The sequence below is a fragment of the Otoolea muris genome (assembly GCF_943193115.1).
In the GTDB taxonomy this organism is placed as follows: Bacteria; Bacillota; Clostridia; order Lachnospirales; family Lachnospiraceae; genus Otoolea; species Otoolea muris.
On record NZ_CALPCY010000074.1, the window covers coordinates 1 to 18794 of the forward strand.

Annotated in this window: 27 protein-coding genes; 22 read left to right on the forward strand and 5 right to left on the reverse strand. The window is 44.8% G+C overall.

Annotation, left to right across the window (positions count from 1 at the left end; all coding sequences use genetic code 11):
- Positions 1 to 78 precede the first annotated feature (78 nt).
- The 9 genes from NFS31_RS24045 to NFS31_RS24085 all read left to right on the forward strand — a co-directional run bounded on the left by NFS31_RS24045 (position 79) and on the right by NFS31_RS24085 (position 4297).
- Positions 79 to 597, forward strand: a complete 519-nt coding sequence (locus NFS31_RS24045) for a hypothetical protein (protein ID WP_251500908.1) — start codon at positions 79 to 81, stop codon at positions 595 to 597.
- Positions 587 to 829, forward strand: a complete 243-nt coding sequence (locus NFS31_RS24050; RefSeq protein WP_251500911.1) for a hypothetical protein — start codon at positions 587 to 589, stop codon at positions 827 to 829. Before NFS31_RS24045 ends, NFS31_RS24050 begins: the two co-directional genes overlap by 11 nt.
- Positions 829 to 1059, forward strand: coding sequence for a hypothetical protein (locus NFS31_RS24055; RefSeq protein ID WP_251500915.1), 231 nt, complete (start codon positions 829 to 831; stop codon positions 1057 to 1059). The genes NFS31_RS24050 and NFS31_RS24055 overlap by 1 nt, the downstream gene beginning before the upstream one ends.
- A 61-nt stretch (positions 1060 to 1120) precedes the next feature.
- Positions 1121 to 1453: a hypothetical protein gene (locus NFS31_RS24060; protein WP_160254944.1), complete on the forward strand. Its 333-nt coding sequence runs from the start codon at positions 1121 to 1123 to the stop codon at positions 1451 to 1453.
- Positions 1450 to 1977 (forward strand): ERCC4 domain-containing protein, encoded by a 528-nt coding sequence (locus tag NFS31_RS24065; protein WP_251500919.1) that lies wholly within the window; start codon positions 1450 to 1452, stop codon positions 1975 to 1977. Before NFS31_RS24060 ends, NFS31_RS24065 begins: the two co-directional genes overlap by 4 nt.
- 163 nt (positions 1978 to 2140) lie before the next feature.
- Positions 2141 to 2707: a hypothetical protein gene (locus tag NFS31_RS24070; protein WP_251500923.1), complete on the forward strand. Its 567-nt coding sequence runs from the start codon at positions 2141 to 2143 to the stop codon at positions 2705 to 2707.
- Between the two features lie 138 nt (positions 2708 to 2845).
- Positions 2846 to 3025, forward strand: a complete 180-nt coding sequence (locus tag NFS31_RS24075) for a hypothetical protein (protein ID WP_135992212.1) — start codon at positions 2846 to 2848, stop codon at positions 3023 to 3025.
- Between the two features lie 2 nt (positions 3026 to 3027).
- Complete coding sequence (locus NFS31_RS24080) at positions 3028 to 3477, forward strand: terminase small subunit (RefSeq protein ID WP_251500927.1); 450 nt, start codon at positions 3028 to 3030, stop codon at positions 3475 to 3477.
- Positions 3478 to 3535: 58 nt separating this feature from the next.
- Positions 3536 to 4297 carry a hypothetical protein gene (locus tag NFS31_RS24085; RefSeq protein WP_251500930.1) on the forward strand — a complete coding sequence of 254 codons (762 nt, stop codon included), beginning with the start codon at positions 3536 to 3538 and terminating at the stop codon, positions 4295 to 4297.
- Between the two features lie 1056 nt (positions 4298 to 5353).
- On the opposite strand, the gene NFS31_RS28090 is transcribed toward NFS31_RS24085, so the two are convergent.
- Positions 5354 to 5566 carry a helix-turn-helix domain-containing protein gene (locus NFS31_RS28090; RefSeq protein ID WP_135992209.1) on the reverse strand — a complete coding sequence of 71 codons (213 nt, stop codon included), beginning with the start codon at positions 5564 to 5566 and terminating at the stop codon, positions 5354 to 5356.
- Between the two features lie 348 nt (positions 5567 to 5914).
- Between NFS31_RS28090 and NFS31_RS24095 the strand changes: the two genes are divergently transcribed.
- From NFS31_RS24095 to NFS31_RS24140, 10 genes are all read left to right on the forward strand, one after another.
- Positions 5915 to 6574: a hypothetical protein gene (locus NFS31_RS24095; protein WP_251500933.1), complete on the forward strand. Its 660-nt coding sequence runs from the start codon at positions 5915 to 5917 to the stop codon at positions 6572 to 6574.
- Positions 6571 to 6720 (forward strand): hypothetical protein, encoded by a 150-nt coding sequence (locus NFS31_RS24100; RefSeq protein ID WP_251500937.1) that lies wholly within the window; start codon positions 6571 to 6573, stop codon positions 6718 to 6720. Before NFS31_RS24095 ends, NFS31_RS24100 begins: the two co-directional genes overlap by 4 nt.
- 73 nt (positions 6721 to 6793) lie before the next feature.
- Complete coding sequence (locus NFS31_RS24105; RefSeq protein ID WP_251500941.1) at positions 6794 to 7912, forward strand: tyrosine-type recombinase/integrase; 1119 nt, start codon at positions 6794 to 6796, stop codon at positions 7910 to 7912.
- Between the two features lie 221 nt (positions 7913 to 8133).
- Positions 8134 to 8604 (forward strand): hypothetical protein, encoded by a 471-nt coding sequence (locus NFS31_RS24110; RefSeq protein ID WP_251500946.1) that lies wholly within the window; start codon positions 8134 to 8136, stop codon positions 8602 to 8604.
- Positions 8570 to 8851, forward strand: a complete 282-nt coding sequence (locus NFS31_RS24115; RefSeq protein WP_251500949.1) for a hypothetical protein — start codon at positions 8570 to 8572, stop codon at positions 8849 to 8851. Before NFS31_RS24110 ends, NFS31_RS24115 begins: the two co-directional genes overlap by 35 nt.
- 342 nt (positions 8852 to 9193) lie before the next feature.
- A complete protein-coding gene (locus tag NFS31_RS24120; protein ID WP_251500952.1) occupies positions 9194 to 9724 on the forward strand; it encodes a helix-turn-helix domain-containing protein in 531 nt (176 codons plus the stop codon).
- A complete protein-coding gene (locus NFS31_RS24125) occupies positions 9672 to 10340 on the forward strand; it encodes an IS630 family transposase (protein ID WP_300870943.1) in 669 nt (222 codons plus the stop codon). Before NFS31_RS24120 ends, NFS31_RS24125 begins: the two co-directional genes overlap by 53 nt.
- Before the next feature lie 66 nt (positions 10341 to 10406).
- Positions 10407 to 11600, forward strand: coding sequence for a S8 family serine peptidase (locus tag NFS31_RS24130; protein WP_251500955.1), 1194 nt, complete (start codon positions 10407 to 10409; stop codon positions 11598 to 11600).
- Positions 11601 to 11913: 313 nt separating this feature from the next.
- On the forward strand, positions 11914 to 12375 hold the full coding sequence (locus NFS31_RS24135) for a helix-turn-helix domain-containing protein (protein ID WP_251500957.1): 462 nt from the start codon (positions 11914 to 11916) through the stop codon (positions 12373 to 12375).
- A 14-nt stretch (positions 12376 to 12389) separates the two neighbouring features.
- Positions 12390 to 13049: an IS630 family transposase gene (locus NFS31_RS24140; protein WP_251500978.1), complete on the forward strand. Its 660-nt coding sequence runs from the start codon at positions 12390 to 12392 to the stop codon at positions 13047 to 13049.
- 530 nt (positions 13050 to 13579) lie between these two features.
- Here NFS31_RS24140 and NFS31_RS24145 read toward each other — a convergent pair.
- Together NFS31_RS24145 and NFS31_RS24150 are read right to left on the reverse strand one after the other, a co-directional pair.
- Positions 13580 to 14233: a hypothetical protein gene (locus NFS31_RS24145; protein ID WP_251500959.1), complete on the reverse strand. Its 654-nt coding sequence runs from the start codon at positions 14231 to 14233 to the stop codon at positions 13580 to 13582.
- A 309-nt stretch (positions 14234 to 14542) separates the two neighbouring features.
- The gene (locus tag NFS31_RS24150) at positions 14543 to 14809 is read right to left on the reverse strand and encodes a hypothetical protein (RefSeq protein WP_160306544.1); all 267 of its coding nucleotides are present in this window, start codon (positions 14807 to 14809) and stop codon (positions 14543 to 14545) included.
- Between the two features lie 414 nt (positions 14810 to 15223).
- Between NFS31_RS24150 and NFS31_RS24155 the strand changes: the two genes are divergently transcribed.
- Both NFS31_RS24155 and NFS31_RS24160 read left to right on the forward strand, forming a co-directional pair.
- A complete protein-coding gene (locus NFS31_RS24155) occupies positions 15224 to 15793 on the forward strand; it encodes a hypothetical protein (protein WP_251500962.1) in 570 nt (189 codons plus the stop codon).
- A gap of 271 nt (positions 15794 to 16064) precedes the next feature.
- On the forward strand, positions 16065 to 16217 hold the full coding sequence (locus NFS31_RS24160) for a hypothetical protein (protein ID WP_251500965.1): 153 nt from the start codon (positions 16065 to 16067) through the stop codon (positions 16215 to 16217).
- A 25-nt stretch (positions 16218 to 16242) separates the two neighbouring features.
- Here the strand turns inward: NFS31_RS24160 and NFS31_RS24165 are convergent, their stop codons facing one another.
- Together NFS31_RS24165 and NFS31_RS24170 are read right to left on the reverse strand one after the other, a co-directional pair.
- Positions 16243 to 16698, reverse strand: coding sequence for an RNase A-like domain-containing protein (locus NFS31_RS24165; protein WP_251500967.1), 456 nt, complete (start codon positions 16696 to 16698; stop codon positions 16243 to 16245).
- A 77-nt stretch (positions 16699 to 16775) separates the two neighbouring features.
- Positions 16776 to 17105 (reverse strand): hypothetical protein, encoded by a 330-nt coding sequence (locus NFS31_RS24170; protein WP_251500970.1) that lies wholly within the window; start codon positions 17103 to 17105, stop codon positions 16776 to 16778.
- 333 nt (positions 17106 to 17438) lie between these two features.
- Here NFS31_RS24170 and NFS31_RS24175 point away from each other — a divergent pair, with 333 nt between their 5' ends.
- Positions 17439 to 18218 carry a class B sortase gene (locus NFS31_RS24175; RefSeq protein WP_251500973.1) on the forward strand — a complete coding sequence of 260 codons (780 nt, stop codon included), beginning with the start codon at positions 17439 to 17441 and terminating at the stop codon, positions 18216 to 18218.
- Positions 18219 to 18794: the final 576 nt, after the last annotated feature.

Here is an 18794-nt window from a genome sequence, read left to right on the forward strand (position 1 = left end):
TAGATTTATTAGATTGGACGTTGTAACTGTTAACCAGTAGTCATTTTTGACTACACCATTATTATACTAGGAGATATTATGGCAAAGGTAAAAGAAGTTTGGGTGAGATTCAGCGACACAGAAACCTATTTTGAAAAAGAGGGAGAATTGCATTCAATTCTTGCCAATGCATCAGGAGATTGTGTTGTAAAGGTGTACATAGAGAATATCAGAAGTTGCAAAGAATTACATGATTGGTCTTTCGACAAAGAACAGCTTTCTCTACTTACGGATGCTTTTGGTGAAGAAAATGTAAGGTATCGAGAGAGAGAAATCAAAAAGGAGATTAAATGGAGCAGGCCAACAGAGGTGCCTAAAATCAAGCAGCTTCTCCCTTGTATGCATGATATGTATGCAGTAATGAGGGATGATGAGGGATATAGCTATAAGTGCAAAGTTCTTATGTATGGGCTATGTAGTGATGGGAAAGTTTATCCATTATATTTTGACCATGAACTTGGAATTTCCCCATTAGATGAAGCTGTCTATGATGTGTGCAAATATGAGTTAGAGGGCGGCGAGATATGGCCGGAGGGAGGAAAGCCGGATGAACAATAATAAAATTATCAGTTTAGCGGATGCGCCGGGGCTGCCTGCCGCCGTCACAGCATTTTATGACCGATACCGGGAGCGGATCACTGGCATTAAGACGGTGGAGCAGAGGAACAATATTCTTTCTGAAATGCAGCAGGATTTTGAAAGAAAGGTAAGGCAGGAGCCGCAGGACCGGGATAAGCTGTCGGAGGTTTACCAGTTGCTAAAGCGGAAATGTTGGGAGGTATCGACATAATGAGCAATGAGGAATTGAAACGGTACTATGATATGTTTACGGATTCATGGAGATTTTTCAAAAAGTATTCAGATGTGAAAGACACTGACGAATATTGGGAATCGGTAGTAAATGAGAGCGGCGCAATATCAAAAAAGTATGGGGAATGTAAAATCATTATCAATCTGGTACTGGCGGCACTCACAGAATTAGAGAGGATTAGCAAGGAAATGAAACAAAATGCAACATAAAAAAGAGCCTGCCTAAGCAAGCCCCCGAACCTGATTAAATTATAAAGGAGTGGCTTGCAATATGTCAAAGGGTAATTTAAGCAGGACGGAAAATCAGGGAGCGCCCCGGCTTGGTTTTGAAGCGTACAACATAAGCCGGGAAAGGTACATAGAATTGCGTGACGGTTGTGCGGTGGGGAAATATAGCCGTGAAACACTCTCAAAGGCTTGCAGAGGGCTTGAATTTATAGAACCGTGGATTATCTTATCTGTCACAAAAAGCAAGTCCTATGACCTTATAGAGTTTGATTATAAGCTGGGGCGCATTCCGGTCGGGCGAAGTGATTTTTATGGTTTCCGCAGGAAATTCTATCACAATTTGGATGTGCTACTAAAGGAGGAACGCAGCGCATGAAGCAATATAAATTTTCCGTGGAGGAAATAAAGAAGCTGACAAAGAGCATGGTTATTTTGGTTGACAGCCGGGAAAAGAAAAATACTCACATACTGGACTATTTCAGGAAACAGAAGATTTCTTTCCAAACTGAAAAACTGGAATACGGCGATTATTCGTTTATGATTCCGGCAGCGGCAGCAGGCGAGGACATATTTTTTCACCGGGATTGCGTGGTGGAGCGCAAGGCATCCCTGGAGGAATTGTCGGGGAATCTGACCGGGGAAAGGGAACGGTTTGAAAAAGAGTTCCTGAAAGCCGGGAATGACGGGTGCAAGGTGTATCTGATGATTGAAGCCCCCGGCGGCTATTCTGACATTATCGGGCATAAATACTGCACAGAGTTTACGCCTGCTGCATACATGGCATCTTTAAAGACGTTTGAACACAGATTTGATGCAAACATACAATTCATTTCCCCGGAATATGCCGGCTATTACATAGTTTCTACTTTCCAGTATTACGCAAGGGAGATTTTAAAATAGCCAGTGGCAGTGGACATATTGATGCAGAGTACATCTAATCAGCGGCAGGGGTATCCCGTAATTTTGGGGAGGGTGCCGGGAATTTCGGCAGTATCGTGGTTATTTGGTAATGGTAAGCAATAACTATCAGTGAAGCATATAAAACTATTAGGAGGACAAACAGATGAAATCAGCGGATAGAATGATAAGGGCAATTAGGAACAGGAAAGATTTAGAGCCAAAAGTAATCAGCCTTAAAAAGCTACTGGCCAGCGGTGGCATGGAGCATTATTTGGATTTATGTTCTGACAGGATTGCAGATGAATTGATGATAGACGGAGAAGATACAAAGATGAACTTTGCAGATTTTCCAGACATTCTTTTTACTGAAAGCGGGCTTTTCGATTGCCGGCACATTCTGGAGAACTATCTTTCAGTTGACGTTCTGATGGACGCATGGCAGCAGCTTCTTGATGAGGAACGTATAAACAGGGAGGTAAACAGCGTTGCGGGGGCTTTTCGGAAAATGAAGCTGCGTAAACTGCTGAAGATGTATAAAAACCAGAAATTGAGTAAATCAGGAGAATTAGGATGGCTTGTCAGAAAATGGATAATGTGGGAAATATGGAGCCGTACTCCCTTATCAGGTATTTTGAGAAGAACAAATGAAATATTGGCGCGAATACATGTGAGGGTGAAATACAAGTGGCTTTTTGACATGGTTAGTTCCGCCGCCGCAAAGTATAATTAAAAATCTGCTGCCGAAACCTGAATGGTAATATGTGTTTTTGTAACGGCTTTCTCTGATTTATCTGGTAGATGCAGAATGGTACAAATTATTTCCTTTTTCATGTTAAAGTAATAATAGCAAGAATAAGAAAGGGTGCAGATGATGAACAATATTGAAATCAGGGAAGCCATAAAAGAATCCGGTTTTAAGCATTGGCAGATAGCGGACATGATCGGCATTGCTGATACCACGTTCTGCCGGATGCTGCGCCGGGAACTCCCAGAGGATAAGAAGCAGGAGATTTTAACGGCAATGCAAATAGCGAAGGGAAGAACATAGTAATGAATGGCAGACAGAAAGCATTTGCGGATTATTACATAGAGTGCGGAAATGCGGCGGAAGCGGCGAGAAAGGCGGGATATTCCGTCAATACGGCAAGGCAGATGGGAAAGGAGAACCTTACAAAACCTTACATTTTAGAGTATATACGGCAGCGAACCGCCCCTACGGAGCAAAAGCGTATAGCATCTGGCGATGATGTACTGAGATTCTTTACGAGGGTGATGGATGGTGACGAGGGAGCAGACATGCCGGACAGGATTTCCGCAGGCAGAGAGATTCTAAAACGTGATGTTTCTGACCGAAAATTAGAAATAGAACTGCTGAAACTGGAAAACAAGATTGGAGAAACAACACAGGAATCTGATATTGATGCTACCCTTTTAGAAGCCTTGAACGGTACGGCAATGGATGTATGGGGGAACGGTAGCGGTGAAGCGGATTGCCAATAGGGTTGCTCAACAAGCGGATAGGTATTATAAAAATAAGAATATGAATGGAGGATTTACCATGAAGAAATCAACGATTGAGTATTACAAAAAGGCGGTTAGATTAGCAGAGGGCGCAAGCGGCGCTATTAGCAAGGCAAAGGCAGATTATGAGCATGGGTGTGAAGTGGCAAAAGGGGCTTATGAAGCTGACCTTTTAGGGGAGAAAGGCTATCAGGACAGGTTGAGGGAACTGAAAACGGAACGGGATGCACAGATAGAAAATAGCCTGTCCTGGATTCTGACAGTGGTTGACGAATATGATGCAGAGATGGCAGAACTCGGAAAGCTGGACGGAAATATGGTTGACAGCGGTACAATGGCACTCCTGAACAGTGGCATAAATCTTAGTCATGCTGACTATCAGGAGCTTGCAAACCGCCATAAAGACAATGCTGTTATGACACGGATTCTTCGGGAGCGGTATAACGCAAACAGGCCGCAGGAAAAAGGTACAGGCATCACAATAGTGCAGTTTGGCCAATCCCCGGCAGACAGGTCGGAAGTGTTCAGTAAGTTCGTAAGGACAGTATACCATGCCTGTGAATCCGGCGCACGTCCGGCACTATCTGGGAGCGGAAGATTAAAAACTGTGACAGACTATTATAATTTTATTGCACAGGGTTCACTTGCGGATATGCAGCCATATGGTGATGAATCATTTGATAACCTTGACAAAGATTTCCCGGTGGAAACAGAAAACGGCAGGGTGGAAAATGCCGGAAATAAGAGTTCTGATTTCAGTTCGGCAGATTTCAATTTTGGTTTTACTCCGATCAGGTGAATCGGTTAATGTAAACGAAATATTGTAATTGCCTGATAAGGAAATGTGTGCTATACTCCATTCATGGGAAACCATAGAGCCGGGCGGCTACCCTCCATTTCGGAGGGGCTAACCCTCCAGACGAAAGAAAGGAGGGCGTTGCCAATGATGATTACATATTCTGATTTAGTTCAGACTGGAATATTCATTGTTGCCCTTATTGGATTGTGTTACACAATTTTCAAGGGAAAACGAAAATAGCCGCCACTATTCGCAGTAGTGACGGCCTGATGTAAATTAGGTTTTTTGCTGTTGGGGGTAGCCGCTTCTATGGCTTTCCCTTTTTCTGTCTATAATATAGCACATTTGGAAGCAGGATTCAAGAGCCAAACGCACGTTTATTGTAATGTGATTGTGAAAGCTGTCTGCTACCCTCTCATTTTCTTATCAGGCGTTCCCCTGAAATATCCGTTACCAAAACACAGAGCCGCCCGGCCAGTACCCGGAATTTTCCGGGAGCAGATTTGAGCCTGGACGGACATAGCCCCGATTTTCCGGGGGAATAGATGCGGCTTTCCTCTTTTGGAATGAGCAAAGGGGGAGCTGATTAGCCCCCACCCTGAAATTATGGAATAACCCCGGCGGAAATATCCCGATTTGAAATCGGAGTGCTGATTGTATCAGGTAAGCGCAAAATTGCGCCGAGCGGTAGTTTCCTGATTTAAAATCGGTAAAACCGATAGCGACACGCCACAAGCCCCTATTTTGGATTGTAACGGCGTGGGGCGGATTTTCTATCATTCAAGGCAGTACAAGCCCTGTATGGGGCAAATAGAGCCTTGCTAGAGTGCTTCTGAATGGCGGCGGTCACAACCTTTTGGTTGCCAGTGCGTTTCATTCTTCCTGAATGATGAATGGGGCGGTTGTCCCGCTGCAACTCACAACAATATAGTTGTCGGTACGAATATCGGACACACGGTATAATCTCATTGTGTGGTTACTATTGGAAAATGTGCAGTAACTACAGTGTAGGACATTTTCCCCTTACCTGATAAATAGGTGATGAATGGTATGTGATTATATTTCCTCCCCAGTATCTCTCATTACAAACAGTCCTTTAAAGTCACAATTTAGAATGTCGGCTATTTGTGTTAGTTCCTTTTCACTGAAATTGTCACGCTTTAGTTTGTTTGATAGATTACTTTGAGTAGTACCGAGGTTTGTAGCTAATTCTGTAATGGATATTTTACGCTTTACTAGTGCGATTCGTATTTTTTCCGACATTGACATAATTTACACCCTCTTTCCAGTATGATACATTCAGTATATCACTTAAAAGAAATAAAAACAATAAAAAAGTGATGAAAATTTAAAATAAGTGTTGACAAGCAAGGAAGTTTCACTTATAATATCACTAAATAGTGATGAAAAACACTTTTAAAGAATACCTATCACTTTTCTTAGTGGTAACAACACATTCATATCCGGCTATCTGACAGCCAAACGAAAAAAATATGGGAGGTGGTAATCTGCTATCACTGGAAGATATGGCGGCACTGACAGCCGCAGAAGAAAAGCGTCTTGGAGTGAACAGCCCGGAATTTATCAGGCGGCACAACGAGATTATGAAAATGGCTGATGAAATACAGAGCCGTTACAAGAAAAATGCCCCTATCAGTACAGCGAATACCGATAGGAGCGAGTAACCCGATAACATTGCAAAATAGGGTATGTGGGAATTATAACATTTCCCCTGCCCGGAGTAAAGAGAGGAAAAAGAAAATGATTATAAAGAAATGCACATTTGACGAACTGCCATCTGCTATGCAAATGCACGTTCTGTATTGTGAAAAGATTACAGTAGCAGAGTACCAGCTTGCAATATGGAGCAACAAAGACACGCTTTATTATAACAATCTGCCGGAAAAAGAGGTTGAGCGGTTCGTGTCACTGATTGAAAGCGGTAAAAGGATTCTCAATAACAGGACTATGAACAGCATTTATAACAAATACGGCTTTGCGGTTTACTATGAAATCCATGAAGCGCATGACGCATACTTGAAAAAAGGACGTGAAAAAGTCGCTGAACAGATAGCGCAGGAGTATTTCCCGATTATCGAAAAAGCCATGAATAAACCGTCAATCCCTTATTGTGATGAACTGCTGAAAGCTATGTCACATTTAGCAGATAAAGGACATTTCAAGTTTAAGGAATGGAGTACAGATCAGGCATATATCTACTTTATGGGTTATCTGTTGGGAAGTGAAAAGCTGGAATGGGAGGGGCAGTTATCATGAAATTAAGAGCAAAGAAAAAAGAGGGAAAGAACCTTGCAACGGAGATTATCAGCATGGCAAAAAGGAAGTTATGGCGGTGCAAAGTGGCATTGATTATCTCACTGGTCGGGAACATCATTCAGGCGGCAATATGGTTTTTCAGGTAACGGAAATAAGGGCGTGGGTGGCGGCTTATATGCCTGCTGCCCTATCCAACATTATAGAAAGGCGGTGCTTATTATGGCAAGACTGGGAGCCGGAACAAGGAAACGTGCAGATGGCACACTGGAAAAGCGATTTACCATAGACGGCAAGAGGTACAGCATTTACGGCAAAAACGCAAAGGAGATTTCGCAGAAAGAGCAGGAAGTCAGGAAAAAGATTGAAGCTGGGATATATACGGACAACAGGAATATAACGCTTGATAAATACTTTGATGAATGGCTAGCAGGAAAGAGGGGGAGCATAAAGGGGAATACCGTTAAATGGTATGCGACTTATTACAAGGGGCATATCTCACCACACCTGGGGAATGTGAAGCTTCAGAAGATGGAGCGCAGACAGGTATTGGCATTTCAGAAAGATTTGTCAGATGGCAATTTATCTATACGGACGTGCAACAATATTATGAAAATCCTTAAAATCGTATTGAATGATGCGGTAACGGATGAAATCATAATAAAGAACCCGGCAGAGGGCGTAAAAGCCTTAAAGGAAGTCAATGCAAAGGCAACAGAAACGTATCACAGGGCATTGACGGAGCAGGAACAAAAGGACTTCATGCAGGAAATGGCAGACGATTATTATTATGAGTTCGTGGCTTTTCTTCTCTGTACTGGCATGAGGTTTGGAGAAGCCGCCGCCCTGACATGGAGTGACATAGATTACAAGCAGAATGTGATTCACGTTACCAAAACAGCCACGTTTAACGAGGATAATTCCCGGACAACAGGAACGCCGAAAAGTGAAGCAGGGAAAAGGGATATTCCCTTGAATGACACGATAAAGGGCGTACTTGCAAGGCAGAAGAAAAAGCAGAGCATTGTAATTTCGATAGACAGAGAAGAAAACAGGGTATTTGTATCAGTGTATGGCAAAATGGTAGATAATAGCATCGTAAATAAGGCAATCAGAAGCGCACTTGCCCGGTTGGATGGAAAAGGCAAGCCGATAGAGGATTTTACAGTACACGCTTTGAGAGATACATTTGCAACACGGTACATAGAACAGGGCGGCAGTCCGCAGACCTTAAAAACAATCTTAGGGCATAGCAGCCTTGCAATGACAATGGACTTGTACAGCCACGTTTTGCCGAATACCAAACAAACGGAAATGGACAATCTGAAAATAGTTTTATAGCAGAGGGGCGGCATTGTGACCGCCCTTTTCGTTACCCCACAAATACCCCAATTCTTACCCCTAATTCCAATAATCAATACATGGATAAAGACAAAATATGATAAGCAATTAAGGCATGAATAATGTTGGACGATCATTGTAAAATCAGCACTTAGAGAGGATAACAACAAATAAAGATAAAAAGTGATAAAACCTATGCTTTTGTTCATGATGTCCACAGGTTGAAGAGCCGGGATGCCATCGGGGAAGAGTACGGGATGACCGGGAGGAACATTGCCAGGTATATGCGGGTGCAGCAGTTGGAGGAGCCTTTGAAGGAGCGGCTGGACGAGGGTGCGCTGCCTCTGGTGGCGGCGGTGGATCTGTCTTATCTGTCGGGGAAGGAGCAGGAGGTGGTGTCCGGGCTGGCGGAGAAGGGGAAGATAAAGCTGGATGCGAAGACGGCGAAGTGCGTCAGGGGCATGGCCGGAAATGTGACGGAGAAGAGGGTGCTGGAGGCACTTGGCGGCGGGAGGGGGAAGAAGGGTTCTGCCGGAAAGCCCATCAAGCTGCCGGCGGATGTGTACGAGAGGTACTTTGCCGGTGTGAAGCCTGCGGATGTGGCTGGGATTGTGGAGGAAGCACTGGCGGCATGGTTCGGGAAAGGGGGAGTGGCTGATGTTCCGGGCGGAAGAGATAGAGAAGCTGGATAGGTCGTATTTTAATATTATTCTGGCGGAGGAATATGATGTGACGATCCAGTCCAGGAATACGGGGCATATCTGGTATATCCATAATCCGGAGTATCCGGGGGAAGGGGAGTGTATTATTTTCCATAAGCACAGGGCTTCCCAGCCTTATCATCAGCATGGGAGGGCAAGGAATCTGGGGCAGGCGGTACGGAGTATTATGGGGCATGATGTGTTCCAGATAAATGGGCGAAGAAGAGGCAGATTATAGTAAAATGTTTTGTGGAAAATGATAGTATGACGGAAACAAGGAGTTCATCGAATATATTTGGTGGGCTTCTTGTTTATTTGTGAATTGAAGAAAAAAAGGTCTTGTGGTAAAATATATTTTGGGATTTTATATTTGAATGTTTCTGGGCATATTTTCTCTCTTTTGATGTGTATAAAGATATCAAATAGGATGAGACCGGTATCTGGCATAGTGTGGAATGTTAGCTTGTGTGAAGAAATGATGATTAAGAAAACTAGTGTACTGACCTGTTGATATTTAACCAAATAATTCTGGTAATCACAGTTGTTCTGATGTATAATAAAAGAAACGGCGGTGATTCCTATGGCAAGACCAAAAAAGTACAGTATCCATCTTACGGAAAATGAATTAAAAAAGTTGAAATCTGTTATCCGTAAGAAAGAAACTTCAAAAACTATCCGTAGCAGATGCCAGATTATTCTCGATCTGGACGAAGCGCACGGGAAAGCCTTAACCCATGAACAAAGTGCAAAATCCAATGGTGTCTGCATGGCAACTGTCACCAACACTGTGACAAAATATATGAGTGGCGGCATTGATGCTGTCACTGAATTTAAAAGGAGCATAAATTCAGATAATGCAAGGCGCAAGGTTGACGGACGTACAGAAGCAAGGCTGATTGAGCTTGCCTGCGGCCCCGTACCGGAGGGGCATTCGCGGTGGACAATCCGCCTGCTTGAGGAAGAATCCAAAGTAATCCTGGAAACCCCGGTAGGCAGGGAGGCAATCCGCAATACTTTAAAAAAACAAACTTCGACCTCACAAAAACGAATACTGGTGCATCCCCGCAAAAGAAGACCCGGAGTTCATAGCCTGCATGGAGGATGTCCTTGACGTTTATGAGCTTCCCTATGATGAAAAACATCCCGTTGTGTGCATGGATGAAAAACCATACCAGCTCTTGGGAGAAGCCAGGGATCCTTTGCCGATGATTCCCGGAAGTGACCGGAAAACCGATTCGGAGTATGTCCGCAATGGCACTGTCAGCATCTTTGCCTTTGTGGAAGCACTCGGAGGGGTCCACCATGTGAGTGTACGGGAACACCGCACAGCCGTTGACTGGGCGGAAGAAATCAAGTATCTGGTGGACACCATGTACCCTGATGCTGAGAAGATTGTCCTTGTGATGGATAATCTGAACACGCACAAACCGGCATCCCTGTACAAACGGTATCCGCCGGAGGAAGCAAGGCGTATCACGAAAAAGTTGGAAATACACTATACACCAAAGCATGGGAGCTGGCTGGACATCGCTGAAATAGAGCTGAATGTAATGACCAGGCAATGCCTCAGCCGCCGCATCGCTGAAATAGGGCTATTACGCAGGGAACTATCCGCATGGGAAACGGAACGGAATACACTGGCAGCGAAGGTCAACTGGCATTTTAGAACCAGCGATGCCAGAACGAAGCTTAGCTCGTTGTATCCCACATTTACTACTGCCTCTTAACGAGGTGGTAGTATTGCTAAATATCAACAGGTCGGTGCACTAGAATAAAAATCTAAGGAGAGAAAAATGAAATTCAAAGTAACAAGAATACTCGCATTTGTTATGACTCTTATGCTGTTATCTTTAGTAGCTTGTTCTAACAAACCCAAACAGAATGATGCAGCCACAGACTCAGTACTCTCGGACTCAGAAGCAATGATCTCTGCAAAATCATCACAATCTCCCAATAGTGCAGCACCAGGAAATACCTCGTCATTGGCGCAGTTTGCAGATGTTCGCGGTGGTTTTTTTACAGGAGATAACGTGCTATCACCAAGTGAGTATAGGGCTGAGGATATGTACACATATCAATTCAACGAGCATACTGTTTTTACAGGTAATGAAACACTTCAGCAAGAAATTATGGAAAATGGCAAAAACCCCGGACTTGGCATACGCGCTTTGCATGGGCAGGGTATCACTGGCGAAGGTGTATCAGTTGCAATTATTGACGAGGCTATTTTTTTAGAACCGCCTGAGTTTTCAGACAGAATTGTGGATTACTATGAATGTTATGATGTACAGTCACAAGGGGGGATGCACGGCAATGCCGTTATCAGCATATTGGCAGGAAGAACCTGCGGCGTTGCTCCTGGCGTGAAGGTTTATTATGTCGCAGTTCCTTCGGGGTTTTCTGATTCGGCTTATTGGGCGGACGGCCTAAATTGGATTATAGATAAGAATGAATCCCTACCGGAAAAGGATAAAATACGTGTAGTTTCGGTATCTGCAAATCTGTCAGGGTCAGACTGTGATTTTGAAAATCAAGAAAAGTGGGAAGATGCGGTTGTGCGCGCAAAAGCGGCGGGAATTTTAGTGATTAGCTGTAGCGTTGGAACGGATACTCATTTTACATCGGGTGGATATTACGATTACACAGACCCCGATAATATTAAAAAGATGCGCAATGGTTGGTGGAGCTACGGACAAAGCAAATCGGAACCGATGCAAGAAGGGTTCATTTCCATACCTGTCAATTTCCGCACAACAGTGGAGCAGTATGATGCGGGGGACTATTTCTTCCGCTATGGAGGACAGGGCGGTGAAAGCTGGGGCGTTCCATATGCTGCTGGGGTGCTTGCACTTGGATGGCAGATAAACCCTCAGCTAAGCCCAGAAGAAATAAAGAAAATTCTTATTGACAGCGCCTACGAAAATCAATACGGCGAACATATTATTTATCCCTCCGCATTTATTGAAATGGTAAAAAATACACTATAATCATGCAATGAAAAAGCGGATACCACTAATTTTGCGGGATGGTTTGCTTTCGTTTTTTGGTAAAAGGTGTATCAGAAATCTTTTTAGAGAGGAAAAAGCGTTTTGGCTTTTACCTCTCTTTTTACATTGCATAGTGGGAGTTTGAAGAAATAATAATAACGAGATAAAAAGGTTTTCCGGCAACGTACAATATGCCTGTCTGCGATTTTGCAGATAGGCGTATTGTACGTGTAAGGTTGATTGGAGCTAGTGTAATGTCTGGTTGATAAATATGGTAATATATGGTATCCTAAAAATAAAAAGGTGTGGTACTATGGCAAGACCCAAAAAATATATTATCTCTTTATCCGAAACAGACGTTCATAAACTACAGACTATCATCCATAAAAAAGATGCTTCCAAATCTATTATCCGGCGGTGCCAGATCCTCCTGGAGTTGAATGAAAACAACCCAAGACATCTGACCCAGATGCAGATCGCCAATTCTTTTGGCGTCTGCAAGGCAACCGTTTCCAATATCGTGAAGGATTACATAGAACAGGGGCTCGATGCTTCCATCACTTACAAACGCAACCCCAATTCCAACGCAAAACGCAAAGCTGATGGCAGGAACGAAGCCCGCATCATTGAGCTGGCCTGTTCCCAGCCCCCTGAAGGACGGACTCGCTGGACTCTGCGCCTCCTGGAAGAAAAATTAAGGGTGGTGCTGGATACGCCCATAGGTAAAGATGCTATCCGTGATATTTTAAAAAAACGGAACTTAGACCTCACCTGAATGTTTACTGGTGCATACCCTCGAAAGAAAACGCCGCGTTTGTGGCACGCATGGAGGATATCCTGGATGTTTACGAGAGGCCCTATGACCCCCTGTGTCCCGTCATATGCATGGATGAAAAACCTTACCAGCTGCTTGGGGAAACAAAGGAGCCACTGCCCATGCGGCCAGGTGATACACAAAAGACGGATTCGGAATACGCCCGGAAAGGGACATGCAGCATCTTTGTGTTTACGGAGCCATTGGCAGGATGGCGGCACGTAACAGCTCGGAAACAGCGCCAGGCAACCGACTGGGCAGAAGAGATCCGCTATCTGTTGGACGAATGCTACCCAGGGTACGAAAAAGTGATCCTTGTCATGGACAACCTGAATATCCATGCGGAAGCTTCCCTATATAAGCGGTACAAACCGGAGGAAGCACGGCACCTGGCAAAACGCCTGGAAATCCACCACACACCAGTACATGGGAGCTGGCTGAACATTGCTGAAATAGAGCTGAACGCAATGACCCGCCAATGCCTTGCCCGCAGGATAGAAAATCTGGATGACCTGAACAGGGAACTGAGAGCATGGGAACAGGAACGCAATGCAGAAACCCGGACTGTAAACTGGCATTTCAAATCAGGGGATGCCCGTGAGAAACTGAAGTCACTTTATCCAAAACTCAGTTAATACAAGTTTTGAATATTACCATATTTATCAACCAGACATTACACTAGTTTCCACAGATATTTAGTCCTTGTTGGATACGGTTCAGGAATCAATATCCCCACTACAAAGGAAAACCTGGTAGAATTGGGGACATCCAGCAGGAAAGGGATACCCCCATACTCCCTTGGGGCTTAGATGTCTGTACGACATCATGAACCGAATGCTTCTGGAGAGAGACTGTTACACAATGTAAGTTTGACGAAATGTGCTTTGCAGAGGGGCAGACGACTGTATGCCGGAAACAATTGGCCCGTCACAGCCGTTTCTGGTTGTAATGGACAGGGGAATTGTGTCTATAGCAGCATTTATCCGAAGGAACAGATACTGGTCGGCAAATGGAGGAGCTTGGACACATTACTTTGTGTATGGTTAAAGTATCTCTGCCAGAAGATTGGGAAGAAGTGCTGGTCATGAACCTGCCAACGGGAACCTTTGACTGCCGGCAGATAGTGGAACTATACCATATAAGATGGGGTGGCAAAAAAGACATCTCATTTAGAAATGCCCTTGATCCGTTTTGCATACAGATCCATTACCTTTTTACAGATGGAAGTCTTGCGGGCCAGTTCCTGTTTGATTTTCTGATAAGAGGCGTCATTGAACGATTTTCCCATATAGTCATAAACAAGGCCGGCCTGGGGAGAGTTACGGTTCCCGCAGGCATGAAATATCGTTTCGTATTTCTGCATCATTTCCTCTGCCCGCGCCATGACCATGGAATAGTATGTCGCAGGATCATCACTGAACAGATTCGTCAGGCTGCAGAGCGCCTGCGTCCCGTCCTTGTGCCGGATTTGTATCTGTCCATTGAAAAATCCGAGTGCTTCCATTTCCTCCCGGCTTAACCACACAGGCGGCTGTCTGGCATCTGCCCGGGCTGGCACAGGAACAATTCCGTAATACCTGAGGAGACCGATATAGGCATCCTTGTAGGATAAGGAATTCTGGATGCGGAACAGTTCGACCTTGCTGTAGGACTGACCACAGCTCCAGCATTTCCAATATTCCCCGTTTTTTGAGGTCATGCCAGAACCATTCGGCCCCGTGCCGGAGCCACAGACCGGGCATGTGTAGCTTTTCCTGTTTTTTGCCAGCGGCAGGAAGGACGGCTCCAGATATTTAATTGCTGTCATGTCATATTTCATTATCAACCCTCCTCGTAACGTAACAGAGAGGCATTGGGTTCGGATCCCATACTCAGTGCCTCGTTTTTATTTTCTATGTTAAGTATGGTGACGGGATACGGATAAAAGATCTGATATTTACCTGAAAATCTATGGGGATAGCCGAGGCCGATTGCGGCACAGTATTTCAGGGATATGCGTGAGTCATTTTTATGCGCGTGTACAATTTCTTTTGGAGATGCGGCTGAAACTATATTACGTACTAAAAAGACGCGCAATGTCACGCTTCAAGCCAATAAACCATTTTTCTTTTCTGTAAAGAAACAAGGACTAAAAATCAAAGCTATGCCAAGGTTCTTTCTGAATTATTGAACCAGCCCATTCCATTCCAAGTCCCGTATCCGCAATCATTTTAAACAGTCGCATAAAAAAGGACATATAAATGAGCATAAATCCGAATCCATTCCGGTCTTTCTCTGGATTTCCCCCATTTTCTTGTCTGAACCTTACCATAAACGATTTTCTGATCGTGTTGTCATCCGTTTCCGCCGTCAATCCCAAAACGAATACATAAATTATCTCCAAAATCCGAACCATACCCCTGTCTTCCCCGGATTCTTCCACTCCAGCTCGATACCTAAGCTGAACTGAGTCAATAATGTCAGACGCAGATTTGCATCAGAAAATAGACATCTGGAGGCCATCTATCCCGAACCATGCCAGCGCACTGTTTGAATTTAGTCATCTACAGAAAAACGCAGTTCATAGAACCGAATCCATAGCTGTCTTCTTGGATTTTCTTTTTTCTTTCATAACTTTTCTTTTTTTGCATCTGTAATAGAGGAGACGAGATATTCCTATCGGTAACACGTATCTGCTGAAACGATAGCAGGAAAATATGCGCCATACTTTTTATGAACCGCAAAGCGGAAATCATACAATAAAACAACAGAGAGGGGGAAGCAGGGCCCTGCGCTGGCGGTTACAGGCGGGGTATCCTGCGGGATTTTAATGAGAGTAAAGAGAGGCTCAGTATTAGCTGCCCTGGCAGCCGTAATGATGATGAGCGGGTGTGGCCTGAAAGCATTCATGAATACAGACACGCCTGAAAAAGAAGCGAAGAAAACGCAGGAGACCATTCAGGAGACAGAAACGGCGCCTGAAAACACAGAGGCCGTGAAGTATGTCACGGATGAGAACTGGGAGGCGATGGTTCGTGTGTACCAGATTATTATGGACAATTATGGTACTGCAGAGAGCCTGGTGGCATCTGGACAGGAGGATCCGTCCGGAAGCGTGGAAAAGGCGGCCGAGCTCATTGAGTACGGGAAGAACTGCGAACGGGACAGTCTTTTAGACCAGGAAGCGGGGGAAGTGCTGCTCGAGATGGTCGATACGGCGGGCAAAATGCTGGATCTGATTAAAAAGGGAGGCGGCGAGATCGTTGAAATCGCTGAGCCTGCTGATGATTCCAGCGGAGGCAGTGAGGAGGCTGGAAGCACTGACAGTTCGGAAGGGGCAGAGGCGACAGAGGGCCTGGAAGACCCCGGAGAAACGAAAAGCGCGGAAAATCAGCAATAAGAAACAGGGCCGGGAATGCCAGAAGTCAGGGTTGACAGAGAAAGACCTTGACTTCCCGGATCCAATCCCATATACTGATACTAAGGAACTGCCACGTCTCTGATTTCCCATACGCAAACTGGCGGGACTTTTTGTTATGGGAAGAAAATGCTAACCGGAAATATCTCCGGTTTCTGTGAAAAAGGAAACATTTTGAATAATATTTCTTTGTGGGAAACAGGGATGAATCGCCTATAATACCGTTATGGCAATAATATGAGGATGAAATGCTATGATAGAAATGAATGGAATGTCGTTTATAGGGTTCGAGAACGAGGAAGAAATCAAAGAACTGTTTCCTGAGATGTTGTACGAGCTGGAAATGTCGGGATACAGCATGGCAGGGGTTAGCGGAGAGAAAGAAAAAGAAGACCGGGAATTTTAAGTTCCCGGTCTTTATGTAAAGGAAATCATGCTTTGAGAATGGTCGGATAAGCATTGAGCAGATAAAATGGCTTCTGTTCATTCTTGCATAGGATAGCGATATAGCCATCCGCTTCAAAAAAATCATGTTCGGATATAGAACAGGTAATTCCACGAACGCCTGCGGGGAATCCCTTAAACCGTAGTATTGCGATCTCTTTTTTGCCATAAAGAACCCATTTTAAAATTTCGCCAGACTGGTTCTGGAGGTCAGCAGCCAGGCCGTTGACAATATCGTCGCCCCCTGTCATGTCCAGGAAAGACGATGCGCGACTGATGAGCTTACCTTCATCACTGTATTTACCTAGCCTTGCCTGTAGTTCTTTTGCAGTGGCATTGATATGGCGGTCCGCAACATGGCCAGCAAACAGCCATCTCTCAATATTCTTCCCAATATAGATCTTTATTTCTTTTTCTGTTATCATTTTTTTCTGTGCTGTCATAAGACAGTCACTCCTTCCTTTATTTTTTGCGAAACGGCTATCATGGCTGTCCCTATGCGCAAAGGCAGAGGGAGAGGTCAGATATTCTTTGCGACATCAATAAATTTTTGTTCGTCTTCTTTTAAAATCACGAAGCAGTTCGCACCGTAAAATTCAAGCAGCTTATCCATGCGCTCTGCGTTCATCGCGGCCCTGTATGAAAGAACCGGGATGTCCGGGCAGCCGCTTTCACGGCGCTCCTTCTCGCATTTCGCGTCCTCCACGACGTTGTTGAAACGCCGTGAGGAGATATCCTCCGTCCAGATTTCCGCAATTCCTCCCTTATTCTGGGAGGAATAAGGGATACCGTCCCTTTCCAGCACCCATGTGACAAACGGGTGCAGCTCCTTACTGATTTTCCTTAACATTTCAATCCTCCTGTATCTTTTTTCATTTTCAGAAAAAGTATGGAAACCAGGAGGCCTCCGGAACCCGCAGAAAGCAGCACGCTATAGCCGCAGGAGGAAGAGTTTGGGATCCAGCATGGGCGCCCTGAACCCCATACAGGAGGGGGCAGTGCAAAACCAGATATCACATGGACATACCGTCAGACAGTAAAAGATCCCGGACAGAAAATCCGGGTTTTGCTGGCATCGAAAAAATGACGCGTGGGGCAGGGAGGCTGTTTCCATACTTCCCATAAGAATAAAATAAGCAACTGCAGATATGGCAGTCCCATGTATAAAAGGGGAGAAGAAACAATGTTAAGAAAAATGCTGATCGTTGTACTGGCATGTGTTATGTATGTATCCGGATTCCTGATGATAAGAAGGAACCTGGTACTGAAAGGAGAAGAAGGGGAATTCGCCAGGATCCAGGAGGAAATGGCAAAGCAGGTCTCTGAAAATGCAGCATACACAGCAAAAAATCAGACAGACCCGCTGGAAAACCAGGGAGAAGGGAGTGACGCGGATATTCAGGGACAGGAAACTGGGGAGGATCCGGTATATGAAGCCCCCCAGGCCCTGTCAGGGATGATGGCGTCCTATCCTGACTGTATCGGGTGGATCGACATTGAAGATACTAATGTCCATTACCCTGTTATGCAGAACGCAGATAATGAATACTACCTGCACCGGGATGTGGACGGAGAAGAATCAATCTCTGGCTGTATCTATATGGACTCTAACCATGACATCAATGAGAAAGGGCTTCATACGATTTACGGCCATCACATGAAAAACGGCTCCATGTTCAAGGATGTGGCGAGATTTGCGGATCCCGCTTACATGGAGAAACACCAACGGATCACCATCCTGACCGCGGACAGGGAGATCCGGTTAAAACCGGCGTACTGCTACGTCGGGAAAGCAGATGGAGCATACCGGCAGGCCCTGGGGACTCACGGCCAGGTAATCCAATTTATCATAGAGCATACCGGGCTGGAGATTAATGCGGATGATCTGTATGTACTGGTCACCTGCTCCTACGGGAGCGCGGATGAGAGGACATACCTTTACTGCATCCCGGACGTGGAATAAAATGTCAGAAGGGCTCTGCTGAATGAGGGGGGGGGGTTATGGGAAAGCAGGAATCGCTGAGCTGTTCAGTGACAGACATATTTCAGAAAGAGGCGCGAGCCTCTTTTGCTTTGGTGTTAGCAACTTCTATTCTTCTGACGTATACATCATCCTGAAAAGAAGTCTCACTTTAAGTTACATTTGAACGCTTTGTATACCGGTCTGGCCACAGACGCAGAATTAGCGCTGGCTGATAAAATTTCCGCTCATATCCTGGCGTTAATTCCCAACAGATAACAAAGATTCTTTTATATTTCGGATTAAAACGTGAAAAAGGCATGGACTGCCAGAAAGCACACTGCAAAAAAACGTATCCGCTGGGCGGTTACGATATTCCTCCGGCTTTCGCCATAATTTCCACAGAACATCAGGTCATTTTTTTCATCCGCAAAAAAGCGGCTGGAAAATATCCTCCATAACTTCAGGCAGGATATTAAGGGCAGGAATAAGCTCAATACGTAATAACTTCTCGAAATCTCAATGAATGAGATTCCAACCGAAGATTGACAACTGAATATCGTGCAGGAAAAGAAATTT

Excerpts from the sequence above, each read along its gene's own strand:
- NFS31_RS24160 (WP_251500965.1), top strand. The coding sequence starts at position 16,065 with ATGATAGAAATGAATGGAATGTCGTTTATAGGGTTCGAGAACGAGGAA.
- NFS31_RS24050 (WP_251500911.1), top strand. The coding sequence starts at position 587 with ATGAACAATAATAAAATTATCAGTTTAGCGGATGCGCCGGGGCTGCCT.
- NFS31_RS24060 (WP_160254944.1), top strand. The coding sequence starts at position 1,121 with ATGTCAAAGGGTAATTTAAGCAGGACGGAAAATCAGGGAGCGCCCCGG.
- NFS31_RS28090 (WP_135992209.1), bottom strand. The coding sequence starts at position 5,566 with ATGTCAATGTCGGAAAAAATACGAATCGCACTAGTAAAGCGTAAAATA.
- NFS31_RS24105 (WP_251500941.1), top strand. The coding sequence starts at position 6,794 with ATGGCAAGACTGGGAGCCGGAACAAGGAAACGTGCAGATGGCACACTG.
- NFS31_RS24095 (WP_251500933.1), top strand. The coding sequence starts at position 5,915 with ATGAAATACAGAGCCGTTACAAGAAAAATGCCCCTATCAGTACAGCGA.
- NFS31_RS24145 (WP_251500959.1), bottom strand. The coding sequence starts at position 14,233 with ATGAAATATGACATGACAGCAATTAAATATCTGGAGCCGTCCTTCCTG.
- NFS31_RS24150 (WP_160306544.1), bottom strand. The coding sequence starts at position 14,809 with ATGGTTCGGATTTTGGAGATAATTTATGTATTCGTTTTGGGATTGACG.
- NFS31_RS24045 (WP_251500908.1), top strand. The coding sequence starts at position 79 with ATGGCAAAGGTAAAAGAAGTTTGGGTGAGATTCAGCGACACAGAAACC.
- NFS31_RS24165 (WP_251500967.1), bottom strand. The coding sequence starts at position 16,698 with ATGACAGCACAGAAAAAAATGATAACAGAAAAAGAAATAAAGATCTAT.
- NFS31_RS24070 (WP_251500923.1), top strand. The coding sequence starts at position 2,141 with ATGAAATCAGCGGATAGAATGATAAGGGCAATTAGGAACAGGAAAGAT.
- NFS31_RS24085 (WP_251500930.1), top strand. The coding sequence starts at position 3,536 with ATGAAGAAATCAACGATTGAGTATTACAAAAAGGCGGTTAGATTAGCA.
- NFS31_RS24055 (WP_251500915.1), top strand. The coding sequence starts at position 829 with ATGAGCAATGAGGAATTGAAACGGTACTATGATATGTTTACGGATTCA.
- NFS31_RS24170 (WP_251500970.1), bottom strand. The coding sequence starts at position 17,105 with ATGTTAAGGAAAATCAGTAAGGAGCTGCACCCGTTTGTCACATGGGTG.
- NFS31_RS24080 (WP_251500927.1), top strand. The coding sequence starts at position 3,028 with ATGAATGGCAGACAGAAAGCATTTGCGGATTATTACATAGAGTGCGGA.
- NFS31_RS24135 (WP_251500957.1), top strand. The coding sequence starts at position 11,914 with ATGGCAAGACCCAAAAAATATATTATCTCTTTATCCGAAACAGACGTT.
- NFS31_RS24100 (WP_251500937.1), top strand. The coding sequence starts at position 6,571 with ATGAAATTAAGAGCAAAGAAAAAAGAGGGAAAGAACCTTGCAACGGAG.
- NFS31_RS24175 (WP_251500973.1), top strand. The coding sequence starts at position 17,439 with ATGTTAAGAAAAATGCTGATCGTTGTACTGGCATGTGTTATGTATGTA.
- NFS31_RS24065 (WP_251500919.1), top strand. The coding sequence starts at position 1,450 with ATGAAGCAATATAAATTTTCCGTGGAGGAAATAAAGAAGCTGACAAAG.
- NFS31_RS24120 (WP_251500952.1), top strand. The coding sequence starts at position 9,194 with ATGGCAAGACCAAAAAAGTACAGTATCCATCTTACGGAAAATGAATTA.
- NFS31_RS24115 (WP_251500949.1), top strand. The coding sequence starts at position 8,570 with ATGTTCCGGGCGGAAGAGATAGAGAAGCTGGATAGGTCGTATTTTAAT.
- NFS31_RS24130 (WP_251500955.1), top strand. The coding sequence starts at position 10,407 with ATGAAATTCAAAGTAACAAGAATACTCGCATTTGTTATGACTCTTATG.
- NFS31_RS24155 (WP_251500962.1), top strand. The coding sequence starts at position 15,224 with ATGAGAGTAAAGAGAGGCTCAGTATTAGCTGCCCTGGCAGCCGTAATG.
- NFS31_RS24075 (WP_135992212.1), top strand. The coding sequence starts at position 2,846 with ATGATGAACAATATTGAAATCAGGGAAGCCATAAAAGAATCCGGTTTT.